Here is a 26,415-nt window from a genome sequence, read left to right as displayed (position 1 = left end):
GATGCCTAGCTTAAACTTAATTTAGACTTAGGTCTTGTTCTAAAAAACTCTATAAAACTAGCTGGGTTCTCTTCAATGCCACGTTTAGATACCAATTTAATATCGATATTTCTTTCACTTGCTTTATGAAGGAAATCCTCAAGAATTTCTATAATATCATAATCTAAATAGCGGGTTTTGATAAGGTCTAATTCTAAATACGTATCTCTGGGTAAGCTATCCAATTCTTTAAGAATAGCTCCTTTGTTAAAAAAGGTTACTTCTTCTGCAAGCGTCATTTTTATTTTATGCTTACCATTACTTTTGTCTTCAATATGAAGGAAATGTGAGTTTTGGTAGCTTTTAAGTAGGATAACTACAATACCAACCATAAGCCCTAAACCTATTCCAACTAACAAATCTGTGAAAACAATACCCAATACTGTTGTAATAAAAGGCAGCCATTGTTTCCAACCTAATTGGTACATGGTTTTAAATAGTTTTGGTTTAGCTAGTTTATAACCTACCACCAATAAAATGGCAGCTAAAACAGATAATGGAATCATGTTTAGTAACCTAGGAATTACAATTACAGAAATTAACAGCAAGAATCCATGTATGATAGCAGATAATTTTGATTGCCCACCAGATTGTATATTCGCTGAGCTTCTAACAATTACTTGCGTTATAGGTAAACCTCCTATTAAACCAGAAATAATGTTTCCAGTTCCTTGAGCTAATAATTCTCTGTTGGTAGGGGTAACATTTTTATGTGGGTCTAATTTATCCGTTGCTTCCACACATAATAATGTTTCCAAACTGGCTACTAAAGCTATGGTAAAGGCAATTACCCATACCTCAGAATTGGTGATAGCTGCAAAATTAGGGAAGCTAAACTGATTCAAAAAAGACGTAGCATCTTCTGGAATAGGTACGCTTACTAAATGTTTTGGTAAAATAGCCAATGATTCGTTACCGCTTGTAACTACAACATATATAATTCCTAAAACCACAGCAACTAAAGGACCTTGTATAACTTTAAAAAACTTAGCTTTTTTTGAAAGGATCAAATCCCAAAAAAGGATAACCCCTAAGCCAATAAGTCCAATAACCATAGAACCTAAAGTAATATTATCTGTAATATGAAGAATGGCGGTAAATGTGTTTTCGCCTGATGCTTCTATAAAGCTATCGGCCCCCTCTGGCTCGTTATCATAACCAAAAAAATGAGGTATTTGTTTTAATATGATGATAATTCCAATACCGGTTAGCATACCTTTGATAACCGAAGAAGGGAAGTAATACCCAATAACTCCAGCCTTTAAGACACCAAAAAGTAATTGAATGACACCACCTAATACAACAGCAACTAAAAAATTCTGATAACCGCCCAAAGTACCAATAGCAGTTAAAACTATGGCGGCTAAACCAGCTGCAGGTCCACTAACGCCAACATTAGAGCCACTTAAGCCCCCAACAACAATTCCACCAATAATACCAGCAATTAAACCCGAGAATAAGGGTGCACCACTGGCTAAAGCAATACCCAAACATAAGGGTAAGGCAACAAAAAATACAACTAGACTTGCAGGCAAGTCGCTTTTAATAGTTTTAAACATATTACAATATTATTTTACTCTAGATTAAAAAACCAAGAGTTATTAAACGTGATTAATTGACTTTTTTTAAAGTCAGAAAAAAACCGAAATTATAATATGAATTGCTCTGGAGGCGGGGAAATTAAATTGAGATGGGGTTTTGGGTAATTTTTAAAGCGGTAACTGAAAAACTGATGTGTTTTTAGTTTGAAACCGGCCAAAACATCATTGTTTTGTAATGAAAATGGAGACACTAAATTTTTAGATTTACAATTCTCTTCTTCTTCAGCTATTGAATAAAAAATAGAAGTGTCAATAGAATCATCTAACGCAACAATTACTGTAGGCGCTACTATGAGTGCCATAAATATTATTGTGAAGAATACTGCTATTGTATTTTTGTACATCTAAAAAATTTAATAATCGCAAATATAATATTTAACACTTTTTATTATGTTAAATAAATTTTAAAATGATTTAAATTTTAATGGTTTTGTGTTATTTATAATATAAAAGGTGGTAATTTATGAATTTGATATAAAAAAACCCTTTACTAAAAATAATAAAGGGCTTTTTTTAAAATATAAAATAATATTATAAAGCTACTAAATCGTCTATTTCGTTTTTAGTAGGTAAATCTGATTTACCCATTAAGTAAATATCCACTTGACGGGCCGCTTCACGACCTTCAGATATTGCCCAAACAATTAGCGATTGACCGCGACGCATATCGCCAGCCGTAAATATATTAGGGATATTAGTTTGATATTTGCCATATTCCGCTTTGTAGTTAGAACGGGCATCTTTTTCAATACCTAATTTATCTGCAATGGTACTTTCTGGTCCTGTAAAACCTAAGGCAAGCAATGCTAAATCACAAGGCCATGTTTTTTCAGTTCCTGCAATTTCTATTAATTGAGGACGTTCACCAGGTACCATTTTCCACTCCACATTTACCGTTTTTAAGGCAGTTAATTTACCACTCTCATCTTTTATAAACTCTTTAGTGTTTATTAGCCAATTACGCTCTACACCTTCTTCGTGTGAAGACGATGTTTTTAATTGTAATGGCCAAAAAGGCCAAGGAGTTGTAGGCGAACGGTGTCCTGGAGGTTTTGGCATGATTTCAAAATTCACTACCGATTTTGCTCCATGACGATTCGATGTACCAACACAATCCGAACCTGTATCACCACCTCCAATTACAATGACATGCTTATCGGTTGCTAAAACTTGGTCTTTTACTTCTTTACCAAATAATACTTTGGTTTGTTGGGTTAAGAAATCCATGGCTTGTACCACACCATCGGCATCGGCACCGGGAGTAGGCAAACCTCTTCTTACGGTAGCACCACCACAAAGTACAACAGCATCAAATTTTTTAAGTTCTTCAACATCATAATTTTCCCCAACATTTACATTGGTTTTAAATATAATGCCTTCAGCTTCTAAAATGGCAATTCTACGGTCTATTATACCTTTTTCCATTTTGAAATTAGGAATTCCGTAACGCAATAAACCTCCAACTTCATCATCTCTCTCAAAAACAGTAACTGTATGCCCTGCTCTGTTTAATTGTTGAGCCGCTGCTAAACCAGCAGGACCAGAACCTACAATGGCAATGGTTTTGCCTGTTCTTGTTTTTGGTGGCTGTGGTTTTATCCAACCTTCTTTAAAGGCGCGCTCTACAATTTGTTTTTCAATGTTTTCAATAGAAACGGGTTCTTCAATAATGCCCAGTACACATGATTTTTCGCAAGGTGCAGGACATAAACGGCCTGTAAACTCTGGAAAATTGTTGGTAGCATGCAATAACCATGAGGCTTTTTGCCATTCCCCTTGGTGAACCATATGATTGAAATCTGGTATTAAATTACCAAGTGGGCAACCACTGTGGCAAAATGGAATTCCACAATCCATACAACGTGATCCTTGTTTGGTAATTTCCTCATTACTTAAAGGAATGGTAAATTCATTATAGTGTTTAATACGCTCTGGCACGGGCGCATTACTTTCATCTTGTCTTTCAAATTCTTTAAATCCTGTTACTTTTCCCATGACATTATGCTATTGTTAGTTCTTCTACCTGTTGTACTTCAGTTTCTAAGCGTTTTAATGCTTTTTTGTATTCGGTAGGCATCACTTTTACGAAATTTTTCAAGCTAGTTTCCCAGTTTGCTAATAATTCTTTACCTCTGTTACTATTGGTGTACAGAACGTGTTTTTCAATTAATTCTTTTAAATCTTGAGCATCTTCATTTAAAACCTCTTCAAATTCAATGGTTTCGGTATTACATAAACCATTTGTGAATTTATTTTCAGGGTCGTAAACATACGCAATACCACCACTCATACCTGCTGCAAAGTTTCTTCCTGTTTTACCAAGAACTACTACTTTTCCACCAGTCATATATTCACATCCATGATCTCCTAGACCTTCTACTACGGTAACAGCACCAGAATTTCTAACGGCAAAACGCTCGCCAGCGATTCCGTTTATATAGGCTTCACCTTGAATAGCACCGAATAAACAAACGTTACCAACAATGATGTTGTTTTCTGCTATAAAATCGGCTTTAGCTGGTTTTTTCACAATTAGTTTAGCACCAGACAATCCTTTTCCTAAATAATCGTTTGTGTTTCCTTCTAAAGTGAAGGTTAAGCCATTAGCTCCAAAAGCTCCAAAACTTTGACCAGCAGATCCTGTGAAGTTCACGTTAAGTGTATCTTCAGGCAATCCTAAATGACCGTATATTTTTGATATTTCATTACTAACTATAGCACCCACCGTACGATCTGTATTGTGTATTGGATAAGAAAAAGTCATTTTCTCTTTTCTGTATAATGCTCTGTGAGAATCTTTTAATATTTTAAAATCAAGAACATCATCTAAATTATGATCTTGCTTTTCAGTATTTTTAACAGTCATAAGCTTGTAGGCTTCTGGACGGTGTAAAATAGCCGATAAGTCTAAGCCTTTTGCTTTGTAATGTTTGATAGCTTTGTTTGCGTTAATTTTGTGGGTTTGACCAACCATTTCAGCCAGTGTTCTAAACCCTAATTGCGCCATGATACCTCTTAATTCTTCAGCAATGTAGTAGAAGAAGTTAATAACATGTTCTGGTGTGCCCTTAAAGTTTTTACGCAATTCTTTATCTTGAGTGGCGATACCAACAGGACATGTATTTAAGTGACACTTACGCATCATGATACATCCAGAGGCTACTAAAGGAGCGGTTGCAAAACCAAACTCTTCAGCACCCAATAATGCAGCAATAGCAACATCACGACCTGTTTTTAATTGACCATCACATTCTACAACAATTCTACTTCTTAGGTTATTTAAAACCAAGGTTTGTTGGGCTTCGGCTAAACCAAGTTCCCAAGGTAAACCAGCGTGTTTTAATGAAGTTAACGGAGAAGCTCCTGTACCACCATCGTAACCAGCAATTAATACCACATCGGCTTTGGCTTTTGCTACACCGGCAGCAATGGTACCAACACCAACTTCAGATACCAATTTCACATTGATTCTAGCTTCGCGATTCGCATTTTTTAAGTCGAAAATTAATTGTGCTAAATCTTCAATAGAATAAATATCGTGATGCGGTGGCGGTGAAATCAACCCTACAAACGGGGTTGAGTTACGTGCCGCAGCAATCCATGGCAATACTTTTTCGCCAGGTAACTGTCCACCTTCACCAGGTTTAGCTCCCTGAGCCATTTTAATTTGAATTTCCTTAGCATTGGTCAAATAATGTGAGGTTACCCCAAAACGACCCGATGCTACCTGTTTAATAGCAGAGTTACGGCTATCACCATTTAAATCTGGGTGGAAACGCTTTCTATCCTCACCACCTTCACCAGAATTGGATTTTCCTCCAATACGATTCATGGCAATGGCTAAGTTTTCGTGGGCTTCTCTGGAAATAGAACCGTAAGACATCGCTCCCGTTTTGAAACGTTTTACAATTTCTGTCCAAGGTTCTACTTCTTCTAATGGAATTGGATCTAGTTTATCAAATTCAAATAATCCACGAATGGTCATTAAATTTTCAGACTGTTCATTGATGGCTTTTGAATACACATCATAACTAGCTTGGTCGCTTAACCTAACAGCTTGTTGTAATTTAGCAACGGTAGTTGGGTTGAACATATGGCGCTCGCCATTACGTCTCCATCTATAATCGCCTCCAATATTTAAACCTAAACGTTTATCAATTAAATTATCTGGGTATGCGTATTTGTAACGTTCGGTAATTTCTTTTTCAATTTCATAAAGCCCGATACCTTCAATTCTTGATGCTGTATATGGGAAATATTTTTCAACAAAAGCTGAATTGAAACCTACTATTTCGAAAATTTGAGAACCTCTGTACGAGTGAAGCGTAGAGATTCCAATTTTATTCATGATTTTTAAGATACCAGACCCGATAGCTTTGTTAAAGTTGTTAACCGCTTTGTCTTCGTCCATACCTGTAATGAAACCTTCTTTTACTTGTGAACGGATGATTTCGTTTACCATGTAAGGGTTGATGGCACTTGCACCATAACCAAATAAGGTGGCAAAATGATGCGGTTCACGTGGTTCAGCAGATTCGATAATGATATCAAAATAAGAACGCTTGCGTAAACGGTTCATTTGATGGTTTACATAAGAACAAGCTAAAAGCGCAGGAATTGGTGCAAAATCTTTATTTACGCCCCTATCAGAAAGAATGATGATGTTTACACCTCTATCAATAGCTTTTGAAACTTGAGTTATCATATCTTCCAAAGCATCTTCAAGACCATTAAGCCCTTGTGCTTTTGGATATAAAATATGGATGGTTTCAGCTTTAAACGCTTCTATGGAAATGCTTCTAATTTTTTCTAAATCGGCGTTAGAAATAACAGGATTTTGAATTCGTAGTTTTCTACATTGTCTTTCAGTTATACTGAAAATATTTCTGTCTTTCCCTAAGTTTAAGGCAATATCGGTAACAATTTCTTCACGAATACCATCTAAAGGCGGGTTGGTAACTTGTGCGAACAGTTGTTTAAAATAGTTTGATATAAGTTGTGGTCTATCAGACAATACTGCCAAAGGTGTATCAATACCCATAGAACCTAAAGCCTCTTTACCAGAAACTGCCATAGGCGTAATAACTTCCTGAATATCTTCAAACGTATAGTTAAACAAACGTTGGCGTGTTTTGATATCGATGGTTTCTATTGGGCACGTTTCGTTAGTGTAAGGAACGTCTTTTAAATGTAAACGTGTTTTGCTTAACCATTCTTTATAAGGTCTTTCAGAAACAATTTTACTTTTAATTTCTTCATCTTCAATAATACGTCCTTCATTCATGTCTACCAAGAACATTTTTCCTGGTTCCAATCTACCGTGTCTTTCTACGTCTTCAGGGGCAATATCAACAACACCAATTTCTGATGCCATGATTAATTTACCGCTTTTTGTAATGGTATATCTAGAAGGTCTTAAACCGTTTCTGTCTAATAAAGCTCCAATATAGTCACCATCTGTAAACGGTACCGAAGCAGGACCGTCCCAAGCTTCCATAATACATGCGTTGTATTCATAAAACGCTTTACGCTCTTCAGACATGGTTTTATGTTTTTCCCAAGCTTCAGGAATCATCATCATCATAATTTCTGGTAATGACCTGTCGGTATGAGTCAACAATTCAACCACCATATCCATAGATGCAGAATCTGATTTTCCTGGTAATATAATTGGGAATAATTTTTCTATTTGCGGACCGAAAACCTCACTTTTCATGATTTCTTCACGCACGCGCATTCTACTTACGTTACCACGCAGCGTATTTATCTCTCCATTCTGACACATAAAACGGAACGGTTGTGCCAGTTCCCAAGTAGGCATCGTGTTGGTAGAGAAACGCTGGTGAACCAGTGCTAAACGCGTTACCAAATCTATTTGCTGTAAATCGGTATAATACGGCCCAATATCTTCAGGCATAATGATACCTTTATAGATAAGGGTTGTAGTAGATAAACTAGGCAGGTAAAAATAACCGCTTTCAGAGATTTTAGATTCTCTAATAGCGTGTTCGGTAATTTTACGAGCAGCATATAATTTCGCTTTAAAAACAGCTTCGGTTATATCATCAGTTTTTCCAATAAAAATTTGTTCAATATTTGGTTCTGAAGCAGCAGCTATTTCTCCCAATTGGGAAGAATCTACAGGTACCTGTCTCCATCCTAAAATTGAAAGTCCTTGTTCTTTTATTTCCTTTTCAAAAGTATCTTTACAAAATTGATATTGGTTAGTTACTTTTGGTAAAAAAACCATACCTACTGCATATTCCCTTTGTCCAGGAATGGCAAAATTACATACACGTTTGAAATAATCGTGAGGAATATCAATTAACAAACCAGCGCCATCGCCAGTTTTTCCATCAGCACTTACACCACCACGGTGCTCTAACTTTACTAGAATTTCTAACGCATCGTGGATAATTTGATTTGTTTTCTCTCCTTTTAGATTACAAATAAAACCTGCACCACAATTTTCGTGTTCGAATTCAGGCAAATACATTCCTTGTTTCTTCAGCATAATCAACAAATATTGGTTTAAAAATTGAGTTGAAACGCTAAGGTAAGACCTTGTTTTTGAATAACAATAGAGAGTAATATATTATTTCGATTTTAGAAGTGAACTTTAGTTAAAAATAATTATATGTCAATAATAAAGACATTTTTTAATAAATATTCAACACCTATTATTATAGAATAAATTAAGGATTACTGAATTTATGTTAACAATTAGTCAAATTAATGTTAATTAAATCAGTAAAAATTGGAAAATACTGACAATAATTCAATTAAACCATTTGTCAAAAAATCAAAAATTTAAAAAAAACCAAACATACCCTCTAAAAAATAGGGTAAAAAATGAAATATTCACAAAAATACAAACAACAACCCTATTTTTTGAGGGGGTTAAATTTTTTTAATATAGTTTTGAGTCATTCTTAAGGAACATAACCAATAAAAATTAATAACTTAAAAACTTTAAACATTATGAAAAAACTAATAACCCTTTCAATGCTTTTTATGGCAACGGTTTTATTTGCACAAGAAGATGAGAAACCCAAATTATCTATAAGTGGTAGTGTAGATGCTTATTATCAAACTTATTTAACCGCTCCTGACGACGAAGCTCCTTCATTTGGAACTGCTTTTGCAGGACAATCGGGTTTTGCTTTGGGCATGGGGAATATTATAGCTAGCTATGAAGGTGAAAAAGCAGGTGCTGTTCTAGATTTAGTTACGGGACCTAGAGGTGCTGGAGCTACTTTTAATTCTGATATTGTTGACGGTATTGTAAATCAAGCGTATGTATACTGGAATGTATCTGAAAGCACTAAGTTAACATTTGGTAGATGGAATACCTTCTTAGGATACGAAGTCATCGCTCCTGCAGCAAACTTTAACTACAGTACATCTTACTTATTTTCTAGTGGACCTTTCTCTCATATGGGCTTGAAAGCTGATTTTGCTTTATCTGAAGATTTAAGTTTAATGTTAGCCATCACTAACCCATGGGATACCAATGATACCTCTACAACTGGTGAATATGCTTTAGGTGCTCAATTAGGCTATAAAGGACAGTTTTTAAACCTTTATTATGACAGTGGTAATAACGATGGTTTAGGTTTTGAAATCGACTATACAGGTGGTTTTGATGTATCTGACTCTTTCTTCTTAGGTTTAAATGCCGCTTACCAAAATAATGACGATGCTGGTTTCTATGGTGCCGCCTTGTATCCACAATTTGCTGCAAGTGAAGCTTTCAGTGTTGGTTTAAGAGGTGAATATTTTGGATATCACGTAAAAGACGTTGATGATTTACCAAGTGTGCTAGGACTTACATTAACAGGAAGTTATGCTATAGATAACTTAATTCTTAAGCCAGAGATCAGATTAGACTCATGGTCTAATGGAGCTGCTTTTGGTAACTTCATTGATAGCGACGGAGTTGCATCTGATAACTTAGCTGCATTCACTTTAGCAGCAATCTATTCTTTCTAAGGATAAATAAATACACAATTACTATACAAAAATAAAGCAATTCAACACCAAATTGTTTTGCTTTATTTTCTCTCTAACTAACCCTTAAAAAAATTAATTATGTCAATATTTAACATGCCCCTAATAATTCAAGATGCCACAGCAGTTGAAGTACTAGCTGAATCTGTTAAAGGTGATATGGGAATGCTTTGGATGCTTATATCTGGTATCTTAGTATTCTTCATGCAAGCAGGATTTTTCTTAGTTGAATCTGGAATGACCGATTCAAAAAATGCTGTAAACATCGCCATGAAAAATTTCTTAGACATTGCAGTTGGCTCTTTGGCTTTCTGGTTTGTTGGATATTCTTTAATGTATGGAGCTGATGCTTCAGGAGGTTTCTTCCACTGGGGAGGTTTTACTTTCTCTCAAGGAGCTGCTGATTTGTTCTTTCAAACTGTATTTGCCGCTACCGCAGCCACTATAGTTTCTGGAGCAATCGCAGGAAGAACTAAATATACAACTTATGCTATTTTCAGTATCATTATGACTGCCTTAATTTACCCAATAGCTGGTGGATGGGAATGGAATGGTGGATGGCTAAATAATACCGATGGTATTATGCCTGCTGAATTTATCGATTTTGCAGGATCTTCCATTGTGCACTCTGTAGGTGGATGGGCGGCATTGGTTGCTGCTTGGATGGTTGGACCAAGAATTGGAAAATTCTTAAACGGTAAACCAATTGAAATGCATGGCCACAACCAAATGTACGCTACTTTAGGTGTGTTTATCCTTTGGTTAGGATGGTTTGGTTTTAACGGTGGTTCTCAATTAGCTTGGGGTGGCGATGATGCTACTGCTGCTTCTCAAGTAGTGCTTGTAACCAATTTAGCTGCTTCAGCAGGTGCTATTGCAGCGTTATTATTTACTTGGTTTAAAAATGGAAAACCAAATTTAGGAATGACTTTAAACGGTTCGCTTGCTGGTCTAGTAAGTATTACTGCTGGTTGTGGTAATATGACAGAAGGCGGCGCTATATTAGCTGGTTTAATAGGTGGTTTACTTGTAGTATTCTCTATTGGATTTGTTGAAAAAACTTTAAAAGTGGATGATGCTGTAGGCGCTATTTCTGTGCACGGTGTAGCTGGTGCTTGGGGCACTTTAGTTATCGGACTTTGGGGTGTTGATGGTGATACCGGTATAGGCTTATTTAATGGTGGGGGTGCTGCACAATTAGGCGCTCAAGCTATTGGAGTTTTAGCTTATGCTGTTTGGTCTATTGGATTATCATACATCTTCTTACTTATTTTGAAAAAGACCATAGGCTTAAGAGTGTCTGAAGCTGAAGAAATAGCTGGACTGGATATTTCTGAACATGGCTCTTTAGCTTACCCTGGTAAGAGACAAAGAGAAATAGAATAACCTTCTAGAAATAAAAAATCGAAAAAAGCCTTATTAATTTTTAATAAGGCTTTTTTTTGTTGATGGAATTTATGGTTCCGTACATATTTTGTGCTTAGGTTAGATTAAAAAAAGAATATTGGCAGTATCATATTTTATAAAAAAAGCTTTATTTGAAAAAGTATCCCTAAAATTTCAGGGGTCATTTTGTTTTTTTGCTATTTCTTAAAACCTATCCCCCTATAATATACCCCCTTTTAAATTTATTTTTTACTTTTGGGTTTTCAAATTTAAAATTTTATTACAAATGAAGAAAATTGAAGCAATTATTAGAAAATCTAAATATCGTGTAGTTAAAGAAGCTTTACATGAAGTTGGAGTGAATTTTTTCTCATACTGGGATGTCACTGGTATTGGAAATGAAAAAGAAGGACATGTTTACCGTGGCGTTTCTTACAGCACAAGCGATATTCAACGCAGACATTTAGCCATTGTAGTAAATGATGATTTTGAAGAAGCAACTGTACAAGCTATTCTTAAATCTGCTGGCACTGGTGAAGTTGGAGATGGTAAAATTTTTGTGTCAGACATCAATGAGTGCTACCGCATTAGAACTGGAGAAAAAGGTGGAGACACTTTAAAATAATAATCATCTAAACAAAACAATAATATATTATGGAATTACTTACAACAAATAATGTATGGATGATGATCTGTACAGCACTAGTGTTTTTTATGCACCTTGGATTTTCACTTTTAGAAATAGGATTGACAAGACAAAAAAATACTATAAACATTTTATTTAAAAATATTTTTATCATAACCATTGGCTTGTTGTTATACTGCTTCGTTGGGTTCAATTTAATGTACCCTGGAGAGTTTAATGGATTCTTAGGGTTTGCAGGATTTGGTCTAGATTCACCATTAACAGCTGAAGGTGCTTTAGATTTAACATATAACGAAGGTTATACATATTGGACAGACTTCTTGTTTCAAGGTATGTTTGCTGCAACCGCAGCTACTATAGTTTCTGGAGCTGTTGCAGAGCGTGTTAAAATTGTACCATTCATGATTTTTACAGTAATATATGTAGGGTTGGTTTACCCAATTGCTGGATCTTGGAAATGGGGTGGTGGATTTTTAGATGAAATGGGTTTCTATGATTTTGCAGGTTCTACTCTAGTACACTCTGTAGGTGGATGGGCAGCGGTAGTTGCTGTTTGTTTATTAGGCCCACGTATTGGTAAATTCAAGGAAGGGAAAGCGCAAGCAATTCCTGGTCATAACATTCCTTTAGCTACAGCTGGTGTTTTAATCTTATGGTTAGGATGGTTCGGATTTAACGGAGGTTCTGTACTTTCTGCTGATCCAGCATTAACATCTGTAACTTTAGTAACAACCTGTTTAGCAGCTGCGGCTGGTGGTGTGGTTGCTATGTTAGTATCTACTGCTATGTATAAAAACTTAGATTTAACCATGTTCTTAAATGGTATATTAGGTGGTTTAGTAGGTATTACGGCTGGAGCCGATGTAGTTAGTCCAACAAGCGCTATCATTATAGGTGCTGTTGCCGGTGCTTTAATTGTTTTAGCGGTAAGTTTTATTGACAACAAACTAAAACTTGACGATCCTGTTGGTGCTATTGCAGTTCACCTTGTATGTGGTATTTGGGGAACTTTAGCTGTTGGTATATTCTCAACAAACCCAGAGCACAGTTTCTTAACGCAATTAATAGGTGTTGCTTGTTATGCAGTTTTCTGCTTGGTAACAGCTTTTATTATCATTTTTGCACTTAAGAAAACGATGGGAATACGCGTTTCTGAAAAAGAAGAATTAGAAGGTTTAGATGCACATGAACATGGTATGGATGCTTATCCAGACTTCAGGTTAAATGAGCATTAATATATAATATCAATATATAAGTGTTAAATAAGAGATGTTTTACCATTTGGTAAAGCGTCTCTTTTTTTTATATTATAAATCGAACAGTGGAAAATAATGCCAATATTTTCTGTAATTTTGATATAAATTATTTAATGGAATTATTATGAAGAAAATTGAAGCCATCATTAGGAAATCTAAATACCGTGTAGTAAAAGATGCTTTGCATGAAATAGGAGTAAATTTTTTCTCTTATTGGGATGTTACAGGTATTGGAAACGAAAAACAAGGGCATGTATACAGAGGCGTGTCTTACAGCACCAGCGATATCCAACGCAGACATTTGTCTATTGTTGTGAACGATGATTTTGAAGAAATCACCATACAAACCATTCTTAAATCGGCAGCTACTGGTGAAGTAGGCGATGGAAAAATATTTGTATCGGATATTAATGAAACTTACAGAATAAGAACCGGGGATAAAGGCGGCGATACTTTAAGGTAAACAGTTATTCCAAAAAAGCTTCAAAATTAAGCACAAAAAAGGCTGCCTTATTTTAAGACAGCCTTTTTCTTATATAAATGATTCTATTTTTAATTTACGCTGAATTCCTACTCGCGTTAATGTTACCAAATAAAGAACGTGTTACAATCTTCTCAAAGATTTTAATTTTTTCTTCATCCCTTACTTCTTCTTTTTCTAATTCTTGAATCTTTTTCAGTGCATACTGTTGTATGGTAAGCAATGGCAACACAATGGATTCCCTAACTTCAATAGAAGCACGACCTGAAGGCTCATTTTCCATTAATTGTTGGTACCCTGTAAGTTTTAACAATAAGGTTTTAGTTGTAACGTACTCATCGTAAATAATATTCCAAAAGGCACCAAACTCTTCGTCTTTAGACATGTATTTGGTTAAATCAAAAAACGATTTTGTTAAACTCATCATACTGTTTTCCAACAAAGTCTTAAAAAATTTAGAATTTTTGTATAGCGCCTCCACTTTATGGAATTCTCCTTTTTCTTCATACTTTTTTAAGGCAGTTCCAACACCAAAAAATCCAGGAACATTTTGTTTCAACTGGCTCCAAGATCCAACAAATGGAATGGCTCTTAAATCTGAAAACACCAATTTATCTGAACTTCCTCGTTTGGACGGTCTGCTTCCAATATTAGTTTTGGCATAGTATTTTAAAGTACTCATGCGTTCCAAATACGGAATGAACATGTCGTGACTTTTAAAATCTTTATAAGCTTTATAACTAGTTACTGCTAAATCGTTCATAACCGTTCTATCTTCATCAGATAGTTCATGCTTATTTTTTCCTAAACGATTAAACATACCAGAACTAATCAGCTGTTCCAAGTTGTATTGTGACGAATCTAAAGTTCCGAAATTAGAACTAATAGTTTGTCCTTGTATAGTAAGTTGTACTTCTTTATCTTCAATTTTAGGTCCTAATGAAGCGTAAAATTGATGTGTTTTTCCTCCACCTCTTGCTGGTGGTCCACCACGTCCATCAAAAAATATGGCAGTAATACCGTATTTTCTAGACATTTCAGTAAGCAATTCTTTGGCCGTGTAAATACCCCAGTTTGCCATTAAGTAACCACCATCTTTTGTTCCATCAGAGAAACCTAGCATGATAGTCTGTTTGTTTCCACGGCTTTTTAAATGCGCCATGTACGCTGGGTTAGTGTATAATTGCTCCATAACCGCCGGTGCATTTTCCAAATCGGGAATGGTTTCAAAAAGCGGTACCACATCAACTGGTAAACTATCTTTAAAGGCTACAATTTTAAGCATGGCAAAAAGTTGCATCATATTTAAAGCCGTTTGGTTGTTGCTAATAATGTATCTATTAGCAGCGCGCTCCCCATTGGTTTCTTGTATGGTTTTAATGGCTTCAATAGTTTTTAAGGTATTGAACACCATTTCATCTTCAAAAGCATTGATATCTACCGATACATTATTAACTTCCGATAGAATTTTAATTTGCTCATCTTCTGATAAATCGTGATAATTTTTAGGGAACGATGGGTTTCCTGTGCTAATGATATGATCTATAACTGTTGTAAAAACGGAATGGTGAATACGGCTATCTTGTCTAATATCTAAAGTAGCAAAATGGTAACCGAATAAATGAATTCTATTTATTAAATTATTGATTTCATTAACATACAATTCCTGATGATCTTTTATAATAACATCTCTTATACTTAATAACTCGTTAAGAAGTTCTTTAGAAGTGATGGCTTCAGGATAATTTAGGTTAATACTATAATTGTAAAGTATGGTTTCTAAACGAATAATGCGCTCTTCCACACCTCTAAAAGTAAGTTTACGTCTTAAGTTTTTTAAATCGGCATAATATTTCTTTAATGCAGCCTGCTTAAGTTTTCTAGCTACGCGAATGGTAGTGTCTGGTTTTACAAACGGGTTTCCATCACGGTCGCCACCTGGCCAAAAACCAATGTTAATTATTTCGTTATGTTTTTTGGCGTCATCAAAAATATTTTGCTGGATATAGTTATATATTTCTCCAAACGATTGATAAAATACATTTTCTAAATACCATATTAAACTTTTTGCCTCATCGTAAGGTGTTGGTTTTTCATGTTTAAAGAAAGGTGTTTTACCTAATTGCCCAAATAAATTATTGATGTTAGACAGGTTATTGTCTTTTATAGCTTGAGTTAAATCTGTAATAATACCTAAAACAGATCCTGGATAAAACTGTGTAGGGTGCGCAGTTAAAACGATACGAACTTTGAACTCTTCAAGGTAACGCTGTAATTCTTCAAGACTGTTGTTTGATACAGCCGTTTCTTTAAGGTTTCTTAATGTACCAATCCCTTCCATATTGTTAACAATAGGAAAAGCAGCATCTTCAACGGCATCAAATAAAACTACTTGACGTTCGATATATTGGATGAATCTAAAAAGTAAATTAATCTGACTTTGTGCGTCTCGTCTTCCTTGGTATTTTTTAAAAAAGGTATCTACTATGGTTGTTGGGTCATCACCGTTTGCAAATCCTTTTTTACAAGTTTCATGAAACAGCGGTAAAAGTACACCGGTTTTTGTAATGGAATCAAAAGGCAATGTCATAAATATACTGTTGTATATTTGGTATTTTGACAATACGTTTTGTTTAAATCGTGTTAATTTTGGTTCTACAGACATAAGGGATCTCTATTGGAAATTAACCATAAATGTAAGGAAGCTATAGTTAAAGAAAGCAATCTTGTTGAAATTTTATGGATTTTTTTAGTTTATCAAATTCAAATTGAGAATAATTAAATAAATTGACTGCTTAACAAGAATCTTAATAATAGTATTTACAACTAAATATTCCCAATTAAATCAAAACAACTTCTTATTAGCATGCATTAAGATAAAAACATGACATATATCATATTTTTAACTGTTATCAACCTATACATTTGCCACTTTTAATCTGTTTAATTCATAAACAAAAATGAGCGTATTCAATGTTGTGAGATAGTGAAATAAGTTTATACGTTCTTCATAAAAATAGAAAGCATGAAAAAAGTACATTCATTTTACATCCCTGTTATGGGGATTGGGTTTACAATAGATTCCCCACTTAAAGTGGCACAATATGGTATTGATTCTGTAATTTCTTTGGTAGATGATATCTTACTGGAAAAATTAAGAAAAATGTATAGCGAAAAATTTGAAATCCCTTATACCGAAATAACCGATAAAATAGAGGATTTTAGGGCAAAACGCATTACTTCGTATTTAAATATGATGAGTGATTTGGTCGACAAAAAATTTGAAGACTTAAAAAACAATATTTCAGAAAAAGGTGAAGAATTAAAAGCCTACTTGAGTATGCTTCCATCCAGCTCTTCAATAAAACAAGAATTCCACAACTTAACCGAAAATGAATTCAGTATTTCTGAATTAAAAAATTGGGTAACACAAAACTTAACAAAAGGCAGTATTGATGTGAACATCATGACTAAAGTTGACAAAGACAACTATGTTAAAAACGAAAAATTACCAGTTGCATATAACGACGCACATGCTGCTTTACGAGGATTTGCCAATAGCAAATTAAAATCTTCCATGGTATTATCGGCTGGTATGAATCCGCGTTTGTATGCCTATATGAGTCAGTTTGACGATTTCTACCCAAATGAATCTGGTGAATTCAACAAGAAAATCATCTTAAAAGTGAGCGATTACCGCTCCGCGTTAATTCAAGGTAAATTTTTAGCGAAAAAAGGCTTATGGGTTTCAGAATACCGCATAGAATCTGGACTTAATTGTGGCGGGCATGCGTTTGCTACCGATGGTTATTTATTAGGACCTGTTTTAGCCGAATTTAAAGAAAAAAGAGAGGAATTGCGCGCTTCTATTGAAGCTATGGTGAATCAAGAATTAACAAACCAAGGGCGAATTGTTTCAAAAAAACCCTTGGAACTTAAAATTTCTGCACAAGGTGGCGTTGGCACGTATGATGAACATGAGTTTCTTCTAAATCAGTATCAATTGGATGCTGTTGGCTGGGGAACACCTTTTTTATTAGTACCTGAAGCAACAACGGTGGATGAAAAAACCATGAACAAATTAATGCTTGCCCAAGAGGAAGATTTGTATTTAAGCGATATTTCACCATTAGGCGTACCTTTTAACAATCTGAAATCGAACACCAAAGATTTAGAAAAAGAAGCCTTAATTAATAAAGGCAGACCCGGTAGTTCTTGCCCCAAAAAGTTTGTAGCATTAAATAAAGAATTTAAAGAAACGGGTATTTGTACCGCATCAAGAGAATATCAACATTTAAAATTAAAAGAATTAGATAAATTAGGTTTAGCTTTGAATGAATACCAAAAGGCTTTTAATAAAATAACCGAAAAATCCTGTACCTGTGTTGGCCTAGGCACTTCAGCATTGTTGGCTTATAACTTGGATACTAAATTAGAAGGTGATGGGGTTTCCATTTGCCCAGGACCCAATATGGCTTATTATTCAAAAATAATGAGTTTAAAGAATATGACCGACCATATTTACGGTAGAGATAACATGATTTCAAGAACCGATCGTCCAAACTTATTCATTAAAGAACTTACTATTTACATCTCTTATTTAAGAAACAAAATAGATGAAGTAAAAACCACCATGACCCCAAAGGATGAAAAGTACTTATTAACCTTTACTAATAATTTAAAAGAAGGTATTTTATATTACAAAAACCTGTTTACCGAATTAAACCACACGTTTCAAGACATAAAAGCAGAGGTACTTCAAGCATTAAATAACAGTGAAAAAACATTAAGTTTAATAGGTTTGGAAATTGAAGATTTGTCCATTCAAAATAAAAAAACGCCCATAGCTGTTTAATTTCTAAAAATGGGGTTTTTCGTTTTATTAAATAAACATCGCTTTGATTAAAAAGAATTTAAAAATTTAATAAAAAGATAAAGTCCCGTTAAATTCTTATTCATTTTTTCTATTAATCTCAGTTCAATAAGATTATAATTAAGATATTTGTAAAACAATTGAACAGCATAAGAAGTTTTTTTTATGTAAAATGTTGAAGATTAATAGAATTCATGGACTTAGTAAAAGAAATAAATCGACTTAAAAAGGAGAAAAATGCGGTAATATTAGCGCATTATTATCAAGTTGCAGAAATACAAGATATTGCCGATTATGTTGGTGATAGTTTACAGTTGTCTCAGCAAGCTGCCGAAACGGATGCAGATATGATTGTATTTGCTGGGGTTCATTTTATGGCAGAAACAGCCAAAATTTTAAGTCCAGATAAAATAGTCGTCTTGCCCGATTTAAAAGCAGGTTGCTCCTTGGCAGATTCTTGTCCGCCAGAAGCTTTTGAGAAATTCACCAAAGCACATCCAGACCATGTGGTAATCACTTATGTGAATTGTTCAGCCGAAATTAAGGCGTTAAGCGATATTGTTTGCACCTCATCCAATGCATTAAAAATTGTAAATTCCATTCCTAAGGAAACCCCTATTATTTTTGCTCCAGACAAGAATTTAGGAAAATATGTCATGAGCCAAACAGGACGTGATATGTTACTTTGGGATGGCAGTTGTATTGTGCACGAAGCTTTTTCAATTGATAAATTAATCGAACTTCATAAAAAATATCCAGATCATAAAATCATTGCACATCCAGAATCTGAAACGCATATTTTAGATACTGCGGCTTATATTGGTTCTACTTCTGGTATGATAAATTTTGTAAAAAACCATCCAAAAGAAAAGTTTATTGTAGCAACTGAAGCAGGTATTTTACACAAAATGCAACAGGAAATGCCCAATACGGAATTGGTGCCTGCACCCGCTAAAGAAGATAATACCTGTGCTTGTAGCGAATGCCATTTTATGAAAATGAATACGCTTCAAAAATTATACGATTGCATGTTAAATGAATCGCCTCAAATAGATGTTCCAGAAAAAATAAGAAAAAGAGCGTTATTACCTATTGAACGTATGTTAGAGTTATCTAAATAAAAATGATTGAAACAAATTATTTAGTCATTGGCTCTGGAATTGCCGGATTGACTTTTTCGGTTAAAATAGCAGAAAAATTTCCTAACAGAAGTATTGTTATTGTAACTAAAGCTAATGAAGACGAATCGAACACCAAGTATGCACAAGGTGGTGTTGCGGTTGTTTTAGATGCTGAAAAAGATTCATTTAAAAAACATATTGAAGACACTTTAATTGCTGGTGATGGTTTATGCGACACCGAGGTGGTTAAAATGGTAATTGAAGAAGGCCCTAAACGACTGGAAGAACTCATGCTTTGGGGCGCCAATTTTGATTTGGATGCCAGTGGCGAATTCGATTTAGGTAAAGAAGGTGGCCATTCAGAATATCGCGTGGTGCATCATAAAGACATCACCGGTTATGAAATTGAGCGCGCACTACTAAAACGGGCGCATCAACTACCAAATATTACTATTTTACCTCACCATTTTGTGATTGATTTGGTTACCAACCATCATATAATTGATGATACCTCTAAAAATATATCTTGTTATGGCGCCTATGTTTTCGACCAAAAAACAGATCAAATTTTTACCATTAAAGCCAATAGTACCCTTTTAGCATCTGGTGGCATTGGTTGCGTTTACGGCCATACTACCAACCCCATTATTGCAACGGGTGATGGTATTGCCATGGCTTACAGAGCCAAGGCAAAAATTAAGGATATGGAGTTTGTGCAATTTCATCCTACAGCTTTATATGAAGCTAAAGGCGAATCGTCTTTTTTAATTTCAGAAGCGGTAAGAGGATTTGGAGCATATCTTAGAAATAAAAAAGGCTATCGTTTTATGCCTGATTATGATGAACGTGCAGAATTAGCCTCCAGAGATATTGTATCGCAAAGTATTGATAGTGAGCTTAAAAAATCGGGAGAACCACATGTATATTTAGATTGTACCCATTTGGATATGGATGCTTTTAAAAAGCATTTCCCAAATATTTACAATAAATGTTTAGAACATCATATAAATATTGAAACCGATTGGATTCCTGTAGTGCCAGCATCCCATTATTTGTGTGGTGGTATAGAGGTTGATAAAAATGGAAGTACCACTATTAACAATTTATTTGCTTGCGGTGAATGCACAAGAACAGGACTTCATGGCGCTAATAGATTAGCTTCCAACTCATTATTGGAAGCCTTAGTGTATGCGCATAATATTTTTAAGTTTCATAGTGAGCATGACTATCAAGCACCCAATGTGTTAATTCCAGATTGGGACGATGAAGGTACAGTGATACCGAAAGAGCATATTTTAGTACAGCATAACCTAAAGCAGATGCAGGCTTTAATGCGCGATTATGTTGGTATTGTACGAAGCAACAAGCGTTTAAAACGTGCTATTAAACATTTAGATTTAATTGAAAATGAAGTTGAAGAACTTTATAAAGAATCTAAAATATCAACATCCCTTTGCGAGTTACGAAACATGATAAATGTATCGCAATTAATTGTTGAACAATCTTTAAAAAGAAAAGAGAATAAAGGTGGTTATTTCAATATTGATAATGTGAAAGATTAAGCGATTTTTAAATTTTTATCGCCTTCATCATCATCCCTATTTTTATCAAAATTACAAGCGTATATTTTTTAAAAACAAGAAAGAGACTGTAAAAACAGTCTCTTTCAAACTTTATGGGCAAAAAAAAGGTTTATTTTCCAAGCATAAGCAACTCACTACAAACCACTTCGGTTATGTAACGCTTGATGCCATCTTTATCGTCATAACTTCGTGATGTTAGTTTGCCTTCAATAGCAACTTCTTTTCCTTTAGTCACATATTTTTCAACTATTTGAGCAGTTTTTCCCCATGCAACCACATTGTGCCATTGGGTATCTGTAACCTTTTCACCTTTTGCATTGGTGTAACTTTCATTAGTTGCAATAGCAAATTTTGCCAATGTTTTACCAGATTCTAAATTGATGATTTCTGGATCGTTTCCTAAGTTTCCAATCAACTGTACTTTGTTTCTAAGCGTGTTCATAATTTTAAATTTTTAATCGTTAAACAGTTAATACTATCGAGTTGTTATGTTTCGACAAGGCAAAGATGCAACGGTTTGAAAATTATAATCGGTTAGTAAATATTTGTGTTCGTTTGTAAATATTTGTAGTCGTTTAAATCGTGCTAAATAGCCATAAATAAGGGAACTACATACAAGTTTACACCAAATAGCAAAGAATAATTTCGCACTGTAAAAAAGTGCATTTTTTTAGGAAAGTATTTAACCCCACAGTATCAGAATACCTGTGTGCTTCTTGCGAGAACGGTCAATTCCGCCAGAGTTAAACCTTTAATGTAGATGAACTTATTACACTTGTTAATGCCCTATTCGTTTTCAAGAACAGGCGTAGCCTTAACTAAACAGCCGATACTGGGTGTAAAATTTATTTTTCGTCTTTAGGGTTGTAATTTAACCCTTGTTTTAATTTTTTGTTGAAATCTGATAAAGCTTGTTTGTTTTTATCAAGAATACTTTCACTTGTTAGCTTTTCTAACTCATCCCCTGTTTTATTTCTAGCTTCTATATAAGTTGCTGAATTTTGCTTTCTAACAGCTTTTAGTATATCTATTTTTTTAAGTTGCTCTAATTGCTCTTGTGCTGATTTTAATAAAATCTTATATCTAGCGGTTTTAGAAACATCTTTTTTTATCATTTCCGAATTAAAAACCTGTAGATTAGACATAACATTTAATTCATGAATGCTCGCAAAATCCCTAACATTTAAATTGTTTTTTGCATGAGCAGGATTTGCTTCTCTCCATTCTTTTGCGGTACATCCAAATAACGCCAAGTTTAACAAATCAGCTTCTTTCGCATACTCAATCCCTTTCTTGCTTTCTGGAAGGGTAGATTTTGGAATTATATGTTTTAATATAGCATCAGTGTGTAAATGATAATTAACCTTGCTCAAAACCCTTTTAATATCCCATTCTAAATTAAGCGTATCACTTTCTATTGTTTTTAATCTTTGATACTCTTTAACTATATATAATTGAAACATTGGACTTATCCACATTCCGAAATTAAAAGCTATATCTTTATGAGCATAAGTACCCCCGTATCTTCCAGCTTGTGCCGTTATACCTATCGAGTTAGTTTTTAAAACCCATTCTTTAACGCTTATTTTAAATGTATTGGTTCCTGATGACTGCCTAATTATGGCGTATTCGCCATAATTAAAATCAGGATTGTTCATTGTTTCCCATGCAGAAAGGTATTCTAACGTATTAACGTTTCTTAACCAATCACTTATAAAGAAATCTCCATCTTTTGCCTTAATCATATCTGTTAGGCATATATAATCTTCATTTCCTATCTCAGTTAATGAAACAGGAATACCTTCTACTACTATTTTTTTTACCTTACTCACTAATTAAATCTTTATAAGTTATTCTATTCTCGATGTTACACAAAAGTAAATTAAATCTATCATTTTCTGAACCTTGTCTTGTATTATATCTAAATACAAATTCATCAACGTATAACTGTAAATGTTTTTTAGACGTAAAATGATATATCCCGTAAATACCACGCTTTAACAACGCCCAAAAGCTTTCTATTGAGTTTGTAGAAATACGACCTCTTACATATTCCCCTCTACCATGTGCAACCGCTTTATGGTCGTAAACTCTATCTAAAACGCTATATGCTTTTAATTCGTCTGAATATATCGTAGAGCCAACGCTAACATTTTTTAATATTTGAGGTATTAGAGTGTTTTGTGTAGTATCAATAACATGTTTTGCTCTTACCTCTCCATTACGCTCTACCATGCCCAAAACAGCAGATTTTTTATAATGCTCTCTTACTTCATCTGTTTTGTTCTTTCTTATTTTGGCTGTTCTATTTCCCATTTTACCACCTACATAAGTTTCATCAATCTCAGCCTCTCCACTTAATTGGTCTGTATCGTCTAAACCAAAACAGTTTCTAATACGCTGTAACATAAACCATGCGCTTTTTTGGGTAATATCCAAATCACGCCCTAATTGTAAAGATGAAATTCCTTTTTTGTGTGAAGTAACTAACCAAATAGCAAGAAACCACTTTTGTAATTCCATCTTAGTATTATCAAAAATAGTATTTGTTTTAACATTGAAGTATTTTCCTGTGTTTTTACATTTATATTTATTTCCTTTACAATCATATACTTTAGAAGTAGCATCAAAAGGACTTACTACGTTACCGTTCCAACGTAATAATTCTAAATGGTCAATACAAGCTTGCTCTGTTGGAAAGGCTTTTATAAGGTCTAAAACTGATTTTACTTCTTTGTTAAACATCGTATTGTATTTTGATATAACAACTATAGTAGTTAATTACACAATAAACAAATATATTGGTGTAAAAAAGAACTAATTATTTGATTATGAAGAACAAAGATATAGACCAAGTTACCGAAGAGGTGTTTAAAATAATAAAAGACAAAAAAAGTGTTCATTATTCAGAACTATATAAAATAGAAAATACGGAAAGCGGAATAATTGAACTTGCATGGAATCGGTTATCTAAAGATTATGGACTTATAACATGCAGTAAGCATATTTTCACTTTATCAAAAGAAGGCCATAAATACAAATCTGTTTCTTTATTTCTAAAAAGAAACAATAGTCCATTAATACCTTACGGTACAATTTTAATGGCTTTTATAACCCTTATGTTAGGCGCTATTACTATTTATCAGAATTATGATTATAAGGAACTAAAAAAGAATTATCTTTCTTTAGAATCTCAATACGATTCTTTAAATATTGAGTTTCAACTTTACAAAGACTCTTTAACTGATATGAAGTATATAATGAAACAGCAAGAAAAAATGTTGTTACAAGATACATCACAAACCAAAAATTAACTTTTCTTTTCATAATTTATCTACTTTTTTCAATCCCGACTACAAACGTTTAAACCTCGTTTTGGTTAGTGTAAACAGGTATATAAGTCCCATAAATAAAAGAAAATTATAAAAAATAAATTTATATCTTTATAAAAAAATTCTTATGGCTAAAGAATGTTTAGAGTGCAACGAGAAAATAATAGGAAGAAGCGACAAAAAATTTTGCAGTGATTATTGCCGTAACGCCTACAACAATACCATAAATAAAGATTCTAAAAACCTAATTAGAAACATCAATAATAGGCTTCGAAAAAATTGGCGTATTTTAGAAACGTTGAATCCAGAACAAAAAACAAAAACCACGAGAACAAAACTTATTCAACATGGTTTTGATTTTAATTTTTTCACGAGCACCTATACTACTAAAGCCGGAACCGTATATTACTTTGTTTACGACCAAGGTTATTTACCTTTAGAAGATGAATATTATGCGTTGGTAAAACGGGAAAGCTAAAAACCTATCTCCAAGTATGCCCTTTTAGTTTCATGGCTGCCTTTAAAATATCTTTCTGACTTATTTGACCTACCAATTTTCCGTTTTCAACAATAGGGAAACGTCTGTGCTTAGATTCTAAGAACTTGTTAGCTGCATCAAAAATATCCATATTACCATCAATAGTTTCTACCGTTGTTATCATACATTTCCCAACCGTATTATTTTCCATAGGTAAATTATGGTACCTACTTTCACTTATTTGCTTAATACAATCCCCTTCCGATATAATACCAATTAATTCGTATTTATCATTTACTACGGGGCCGCCAGATATTTTGTACTTAATTAAAGAGTCTATAACAGAATCCATAGGCTGTTCAGATTTAAAAGTTATCAGGTTTGTAGACATATAATCACTAACCTTTATTGGTAAATCTGCGCTGTTTTTTTGCTGATTTTTTCTAGACCCTAAAAAACTTTTAATTCCCATATTTTATTAATTTAGTTAACCTAAAGTACTTATTTTTTTTAAACTTTCCTAATAATGTATTTTTCATTGGGTATTAATTCCATATTTAAGCATGAAGAATAATAGTTATAAGCTATGAAAAAGGAAATATTTCGTGTACTTATAAGTATTTAAATATTAATTTTTTATAGTTTTAGCGCTTTAAAATATTTTAAATATGAAAAGATTATTGGTATTAGGATTGTTGGTAAGCAGCTTTGTAATGAGTGCACAAAGTAATTCCGATTTGCTGAAACACTACGAAGCTTATTATAAGCAAATGAAGAAACAAGGTGACATACAAGGCATTATTAATGCGATGACACATTTAAATGTATTATCACCATCACCTGCAAGAATGGATACCTTGGCTTATATTTATATGAGTGAAGACAAATACATGCAAGCTTTAAATACCATTGGATATGAGCGTATGCTAGATGATTCGGATATCGCTTTAGAAGTAAAAGCCATTTCGTTAAAAGCAGTAAAACAACCTGAATTGGCTATTGCCCAATTTGAAGAAATGTTTAAAAGAAACCCAAGTGCTCCCATTGCTTATGAACTTGCTGAACTTTGTTTACAAACACAAAAGTTAACCGAGGCAGATAAACACATTGCTTATGGTATAGCAAATGCAAAAGACGATATGAAAAAAGCTTTTTTCGAAACACAAAACCCTTATGAAGTTTCGCTAAAATCGGCTTTTATGTACTTAAATGCTCTATCAACTTACAACAAAGACAAAAAGGCAAATATTGATAAAGCAGTAGATATTTTAGACGCTACTTTAAAACTGTCTCCAAACTTTAATTTAATTCAGTTAACAAAAACCGAATTATTAAGGCAAAAGCAAGTATTGCAGGCTCAAGAGGCGCAGCAAAAAAAATAATGGAACTTTATATAAAATAAATCGATCATCTAAAAGTGTATTAAGTTTTTATTTGTCAGGTTGAGCTTGTCGAAACCGATATTGATTATCGATAAGTTAAAATATTTCGACAAGCTCCTTTAGATTTGTTTTTATAAATTTAAGAAAGAGAAAGGAAATAAAGTGAACTAAGACAGGCTCTGAATTTTAATGTTCAATATGTGATTTAGACTTTACTTCCCTTTCAT

20 protein-coding genes are annotated in these 26,415 nt (G+C 33.8%); 11 read left to right on the top strand and 9 right to left on the bottom strand.

Going from position 1 to position 26,415, the window contains the following annotated elements; all coding sequences use genetic code 11:
* Window positions 1-5: 5 nt before the first annotated feature.
* The 4 genes from J8H85_RS12925 to gltB form a co-directional block, all read right to left on the bottom strand.
* A complete protein-coding gene (locus J8H85_RS12925) occupies window positions 6-1,598 on the bottom strand; it encodes a SulP family inorganic anion transporter (protein ID WP_209655627.1) in 1,593 nt (530 codons plus the stop codon).
* A gap of 89 nt (window positions 1,599-1,687) precedes the next feature.
* A complete protein-coding gene (locus J8H85_RS12920; protein WP_245243809.1) occupies window positions 1,688-1,942 on the bottom strand; it encodes a hypothetical protein in 255 nt (84 codons plus the stop codon).
* 229 nt (window positions 1,943-2,171) lie between these two features.
* Window positions 2,172-3,635 carry a glutamate synthase subunit beta gene (locus tag J8H85_RS12915; protein ID WP_209655625.1) on the bottom strand — a complete coding sequence of 488 codons (1,464 nt, stop codon included), beginning with the start codon at window positions 3,633-3,635 and terminating at the stop codon, window positions 2,172-2,174.
* Between the two features lie 4 nt (window positions 3,636-3,639).
* A complete protein-coding gene (gene gltB, locus J8H85_RS12910; protein WP_245243808.1) occupies window positions 3,640-8,154 on the bottom strand; it encodes a glutamate synthase large subunit in 4,515 nt (1,504 codons plus the stop codon).
* Between the two features lie 467 nt (window positions 8,155-8,621).
* On the opposite strand from gltB, the gene J8H85_RS12905 reads away from it, so the two are divergent.
* From J8H85_RS12905 to J8H85_RS12885, 5 genes are all read left to right on the top strand, one after another.
* Complete coding sequence (locus J8H85_RS12905; protein ID WP_209655624.1) at window positions 8,622-9,632, top strand: outer membrane beta-barrel protein; 1,011 nt, start codon at window positions 8,622-8,624, stop codon at window positions 9,630-9,632.
* Window positions 9,633-9,731: 99 nt separating this feature from the next.
* Window positions 9,732-11,036: an ammonium transporter gene (locus tag J8H85_RS12900; RefSeq protein WP_379937329.1), complete on the top strand. Its 1,305-nt coding sequence runs from the start codon at window positions 9,732-9,734 to the stop codon at window positions 11,034-11,036.
* A 286-nt stretch (window positions 11,037-11,322) separates the two neighbouring features.
* The gene (locus tag J8H85_RS12895; RefSeq protein ID WP_209655623.1) at window positions 11,323-11,661 is read left to right on the top strand and encodes a P-II family nitrogen regulator; all 339 of its coding nucleotides are present in this window, start codon (window positions 11,323-11,325) and stop codon (window positions 11,659-11,661) included.
* A 29-nt stretch (window positions 11,662-11,690) separates the two neighbouring features.
* Window positions 11,691-12,917, top strand: coding sequence for an ammonium transporter (locus tag J8H85_RS12890; protein ID WP_209655622.1), 1,227 nt, complete (start codon window positions 11,691-11,693; stop codon window positions 12,915-12,917).
* 145 nt (window positions 12,918-13,062) lie between these two features.
* The gene (locus J8H85_RS12885) at window positions 13,063-13,401 is read left to right on the top strand and encodes a P-II family nitrogen regulator (RefSeq protein WP_209655621.1); all 339 of its coding nucleotides are present in this window, start codon (window positions 13,063-13,065) and stop codon (window positions 13,399-13,401) included.
* Window positions 13,402-13,495: 94 nt separating this feature from the next.
* On the opposite strand, the gene J8H85_RS12880 is transcribed toward J8H85_RS12885, so the two are convergent.
* The gene (locus J8H85_RS12880; RefSeq protein WP_209655620.1) at window positions 13,496-16,084 is read right to left on the bottom strand and encodes a phosphoenolpyruvate carboxylase; all 2,589 of its coding nucleotides are present in this window, start codon (window positions 16,082-16,084) and stop codon (window positions 13,496-13,498) included.
* A 360-nt stretch (window positions 16,085-16,444) separates the two neighbouring features.
* Between J8H85_RS12880 and J8H85_RS12875 the strand changes: the two genes are divergently transcribed.
* The 3 genes from J8H85_RS12875 (at window position 16,445) to nadB (ending at window position 20,975) form a co-directional block, all read left to right on the top strand.
* Window positions 16,445-18,274, top strand: a complete 1,830-nt coding sequence (locus J8H85_RS12875; RefSeq protein ID WP_209655619.1) for a hypothetical protein — start codon at window positions 16,445-16,447, stop codon at window positions 18,272-18,274.
* Between the two features lie 212 nt (window positions 18,275-18,486).
* Window positions 18,487-19,413: a quinolinate synthase NadA gene (nadA, locus tag J8H85_RS12870; protein WP_209655618.1), complete on the top strand. Its 927-nt coding sequence runs from the start codon at window positions 18,487-18,489 to the stop codon at window positions 19,411-19,413.
* A gap of 2 nt (window positions 19,414-19,415) precedes the next feature.
* Complete coding sequence (gene nadB / locus J8H85_RS12865) at window positions 19,416-20,975, top strand: L-aspartate oxidase (protein WP_209655617.1); 1,560 nt, start codon at window positions 19,416-19,418, stop codon at window positions 20,973-20,975.
* A 130-nt stretch (window positions 20,976-21,105) separates the two neighbouring features.
* Here the strand turns inward: nadB and J8H85_RS12860 are convergent, their stop codons facing one another.
* The 3 genes from J8H85_RS12860 to J8H85_RS12850 all read right to left on the bottom strand — a co-directional run bounded on the left by J8H85_RS12860 (window position 21,106) and on the right by J8H85_RS12850 (window position 23,768).
* On the bottom strand, window positions 21,106-21,438 hold the full coding sequence (locus J8H85_RS12860; protein ID WP_209655616.1) for a single-stranded DNA-binding protein: 333 nt from the start codon (window positions 21,436-21,438) through the stop codon (window positions 21,106-21,108).
* A 403-nt stretch (window positions 21,439-21,841) separates the two neighbouring features.
* Complete coding sequence (locus tag J8H85_RS12855; protein WP_317195005.1) at window positions 21,842-22,828, bottom strand: KilA-N domain-containing protein; 987 nt, start codon at window positions 22,826-22,828, stop codon at window positions 21,842-21,844.
* The gene (locus J8H85_RS12850) at window positions 22,821-23,768 is read right to left on the bottom strand and encodes an IS1595 family transposase (RefSeq protein WP_379937346.1); all 948 of its coding nucleotides are present in this window, start codon (window positions 23,766-23,768) and stop codon (window positions 22,821-22,823) included. Before J8H85_RS12850 ends, J8H85_RS12855 begins: the two co-directional genes overlap by 8 nt.
* Window positions 23,769-23,827: 59 nt before the next feature.
* On the opposite strand from J8H85_RS12850, the gene J8H85_RS12845 reads away from it, so the two are divergent.
* Both J8H85_RS12845 and J8H85_RS12840 read left to right on the top strand, forming a co-directional pair.
* Window positions 23,828-24,310 (top strand): hypothetical protein, encoded by a 483-nt coding sequence (locus tag J8H85_RS12845; RefSeq protein WP_209655614.1) that lies wholly within the window; start codon window positions 23,828-23,830, stop codon window positions 24,308-24,310.
* 145 nt (window positions 24,311-24,455) lie between these two features.
* Window positions 24,456-24,806 carry a hypothetical protein gene (locus J8H85_RS12840; protein WP_209655613.1) on the top strand — a complete coding sequence of 117 codons (351 nt, stop codon included), beginning with the start codon at window positions 24,456-24,458 and terminating at the stop codon, window positions 24,804-24,806.
* Between the two features lie 4 nt (window positions 24,807-24,810).
* On the opposite strand, the gene J8H85_RS12835 is transcribed toward J8H85_RS12840, so the two are convergent.
* Window positions 24,811-25,278, bottom strand: a complete 468-nt coding sequence (locus tag J8H85_RS12835; protein ID WP_209655612.1) for a CBS domain-containing protein — start codon at window positions 25,276-25,278, stop codon at window positions 24,811-24,813.
* A gap of 196 nt (window positions 25,279-25,474) precedes the next feature.
* On the opposite strand from J8H85_RS12835, the gene J8H85_RS12830 reads away from it, so the two are divergent.
* Window positions 25,475-26,188 carry a hypothetical protein gene (locus J8H85_RS12830; protein WP_209655611.1) on the top strand — a complete coding sequence of 238 codons (714 nt, stop codon included), beginning with the start codon at window positions 25,475-25,477 and terminating at the stop codon, window positions 26,186-26,188.
* The last annotated feature ends 227 nt before the right edge of the window (window positions 26,189-26,415 follow it).

Source organism: Mariniflexile gromovii, assembly GCF_017814435.1.
In the GTDB taxonomy this organism is placed as follows: domain Bacteria; phylum Bacteroidota; class Bacteroidia; order Flavobacteriales; family Flavobacteriaceae; genus Mariniflexile; species Mariniflexile gromovii.
This window is presented reverse-complemented; position numbering and strand designations above follow the sequence as displayed.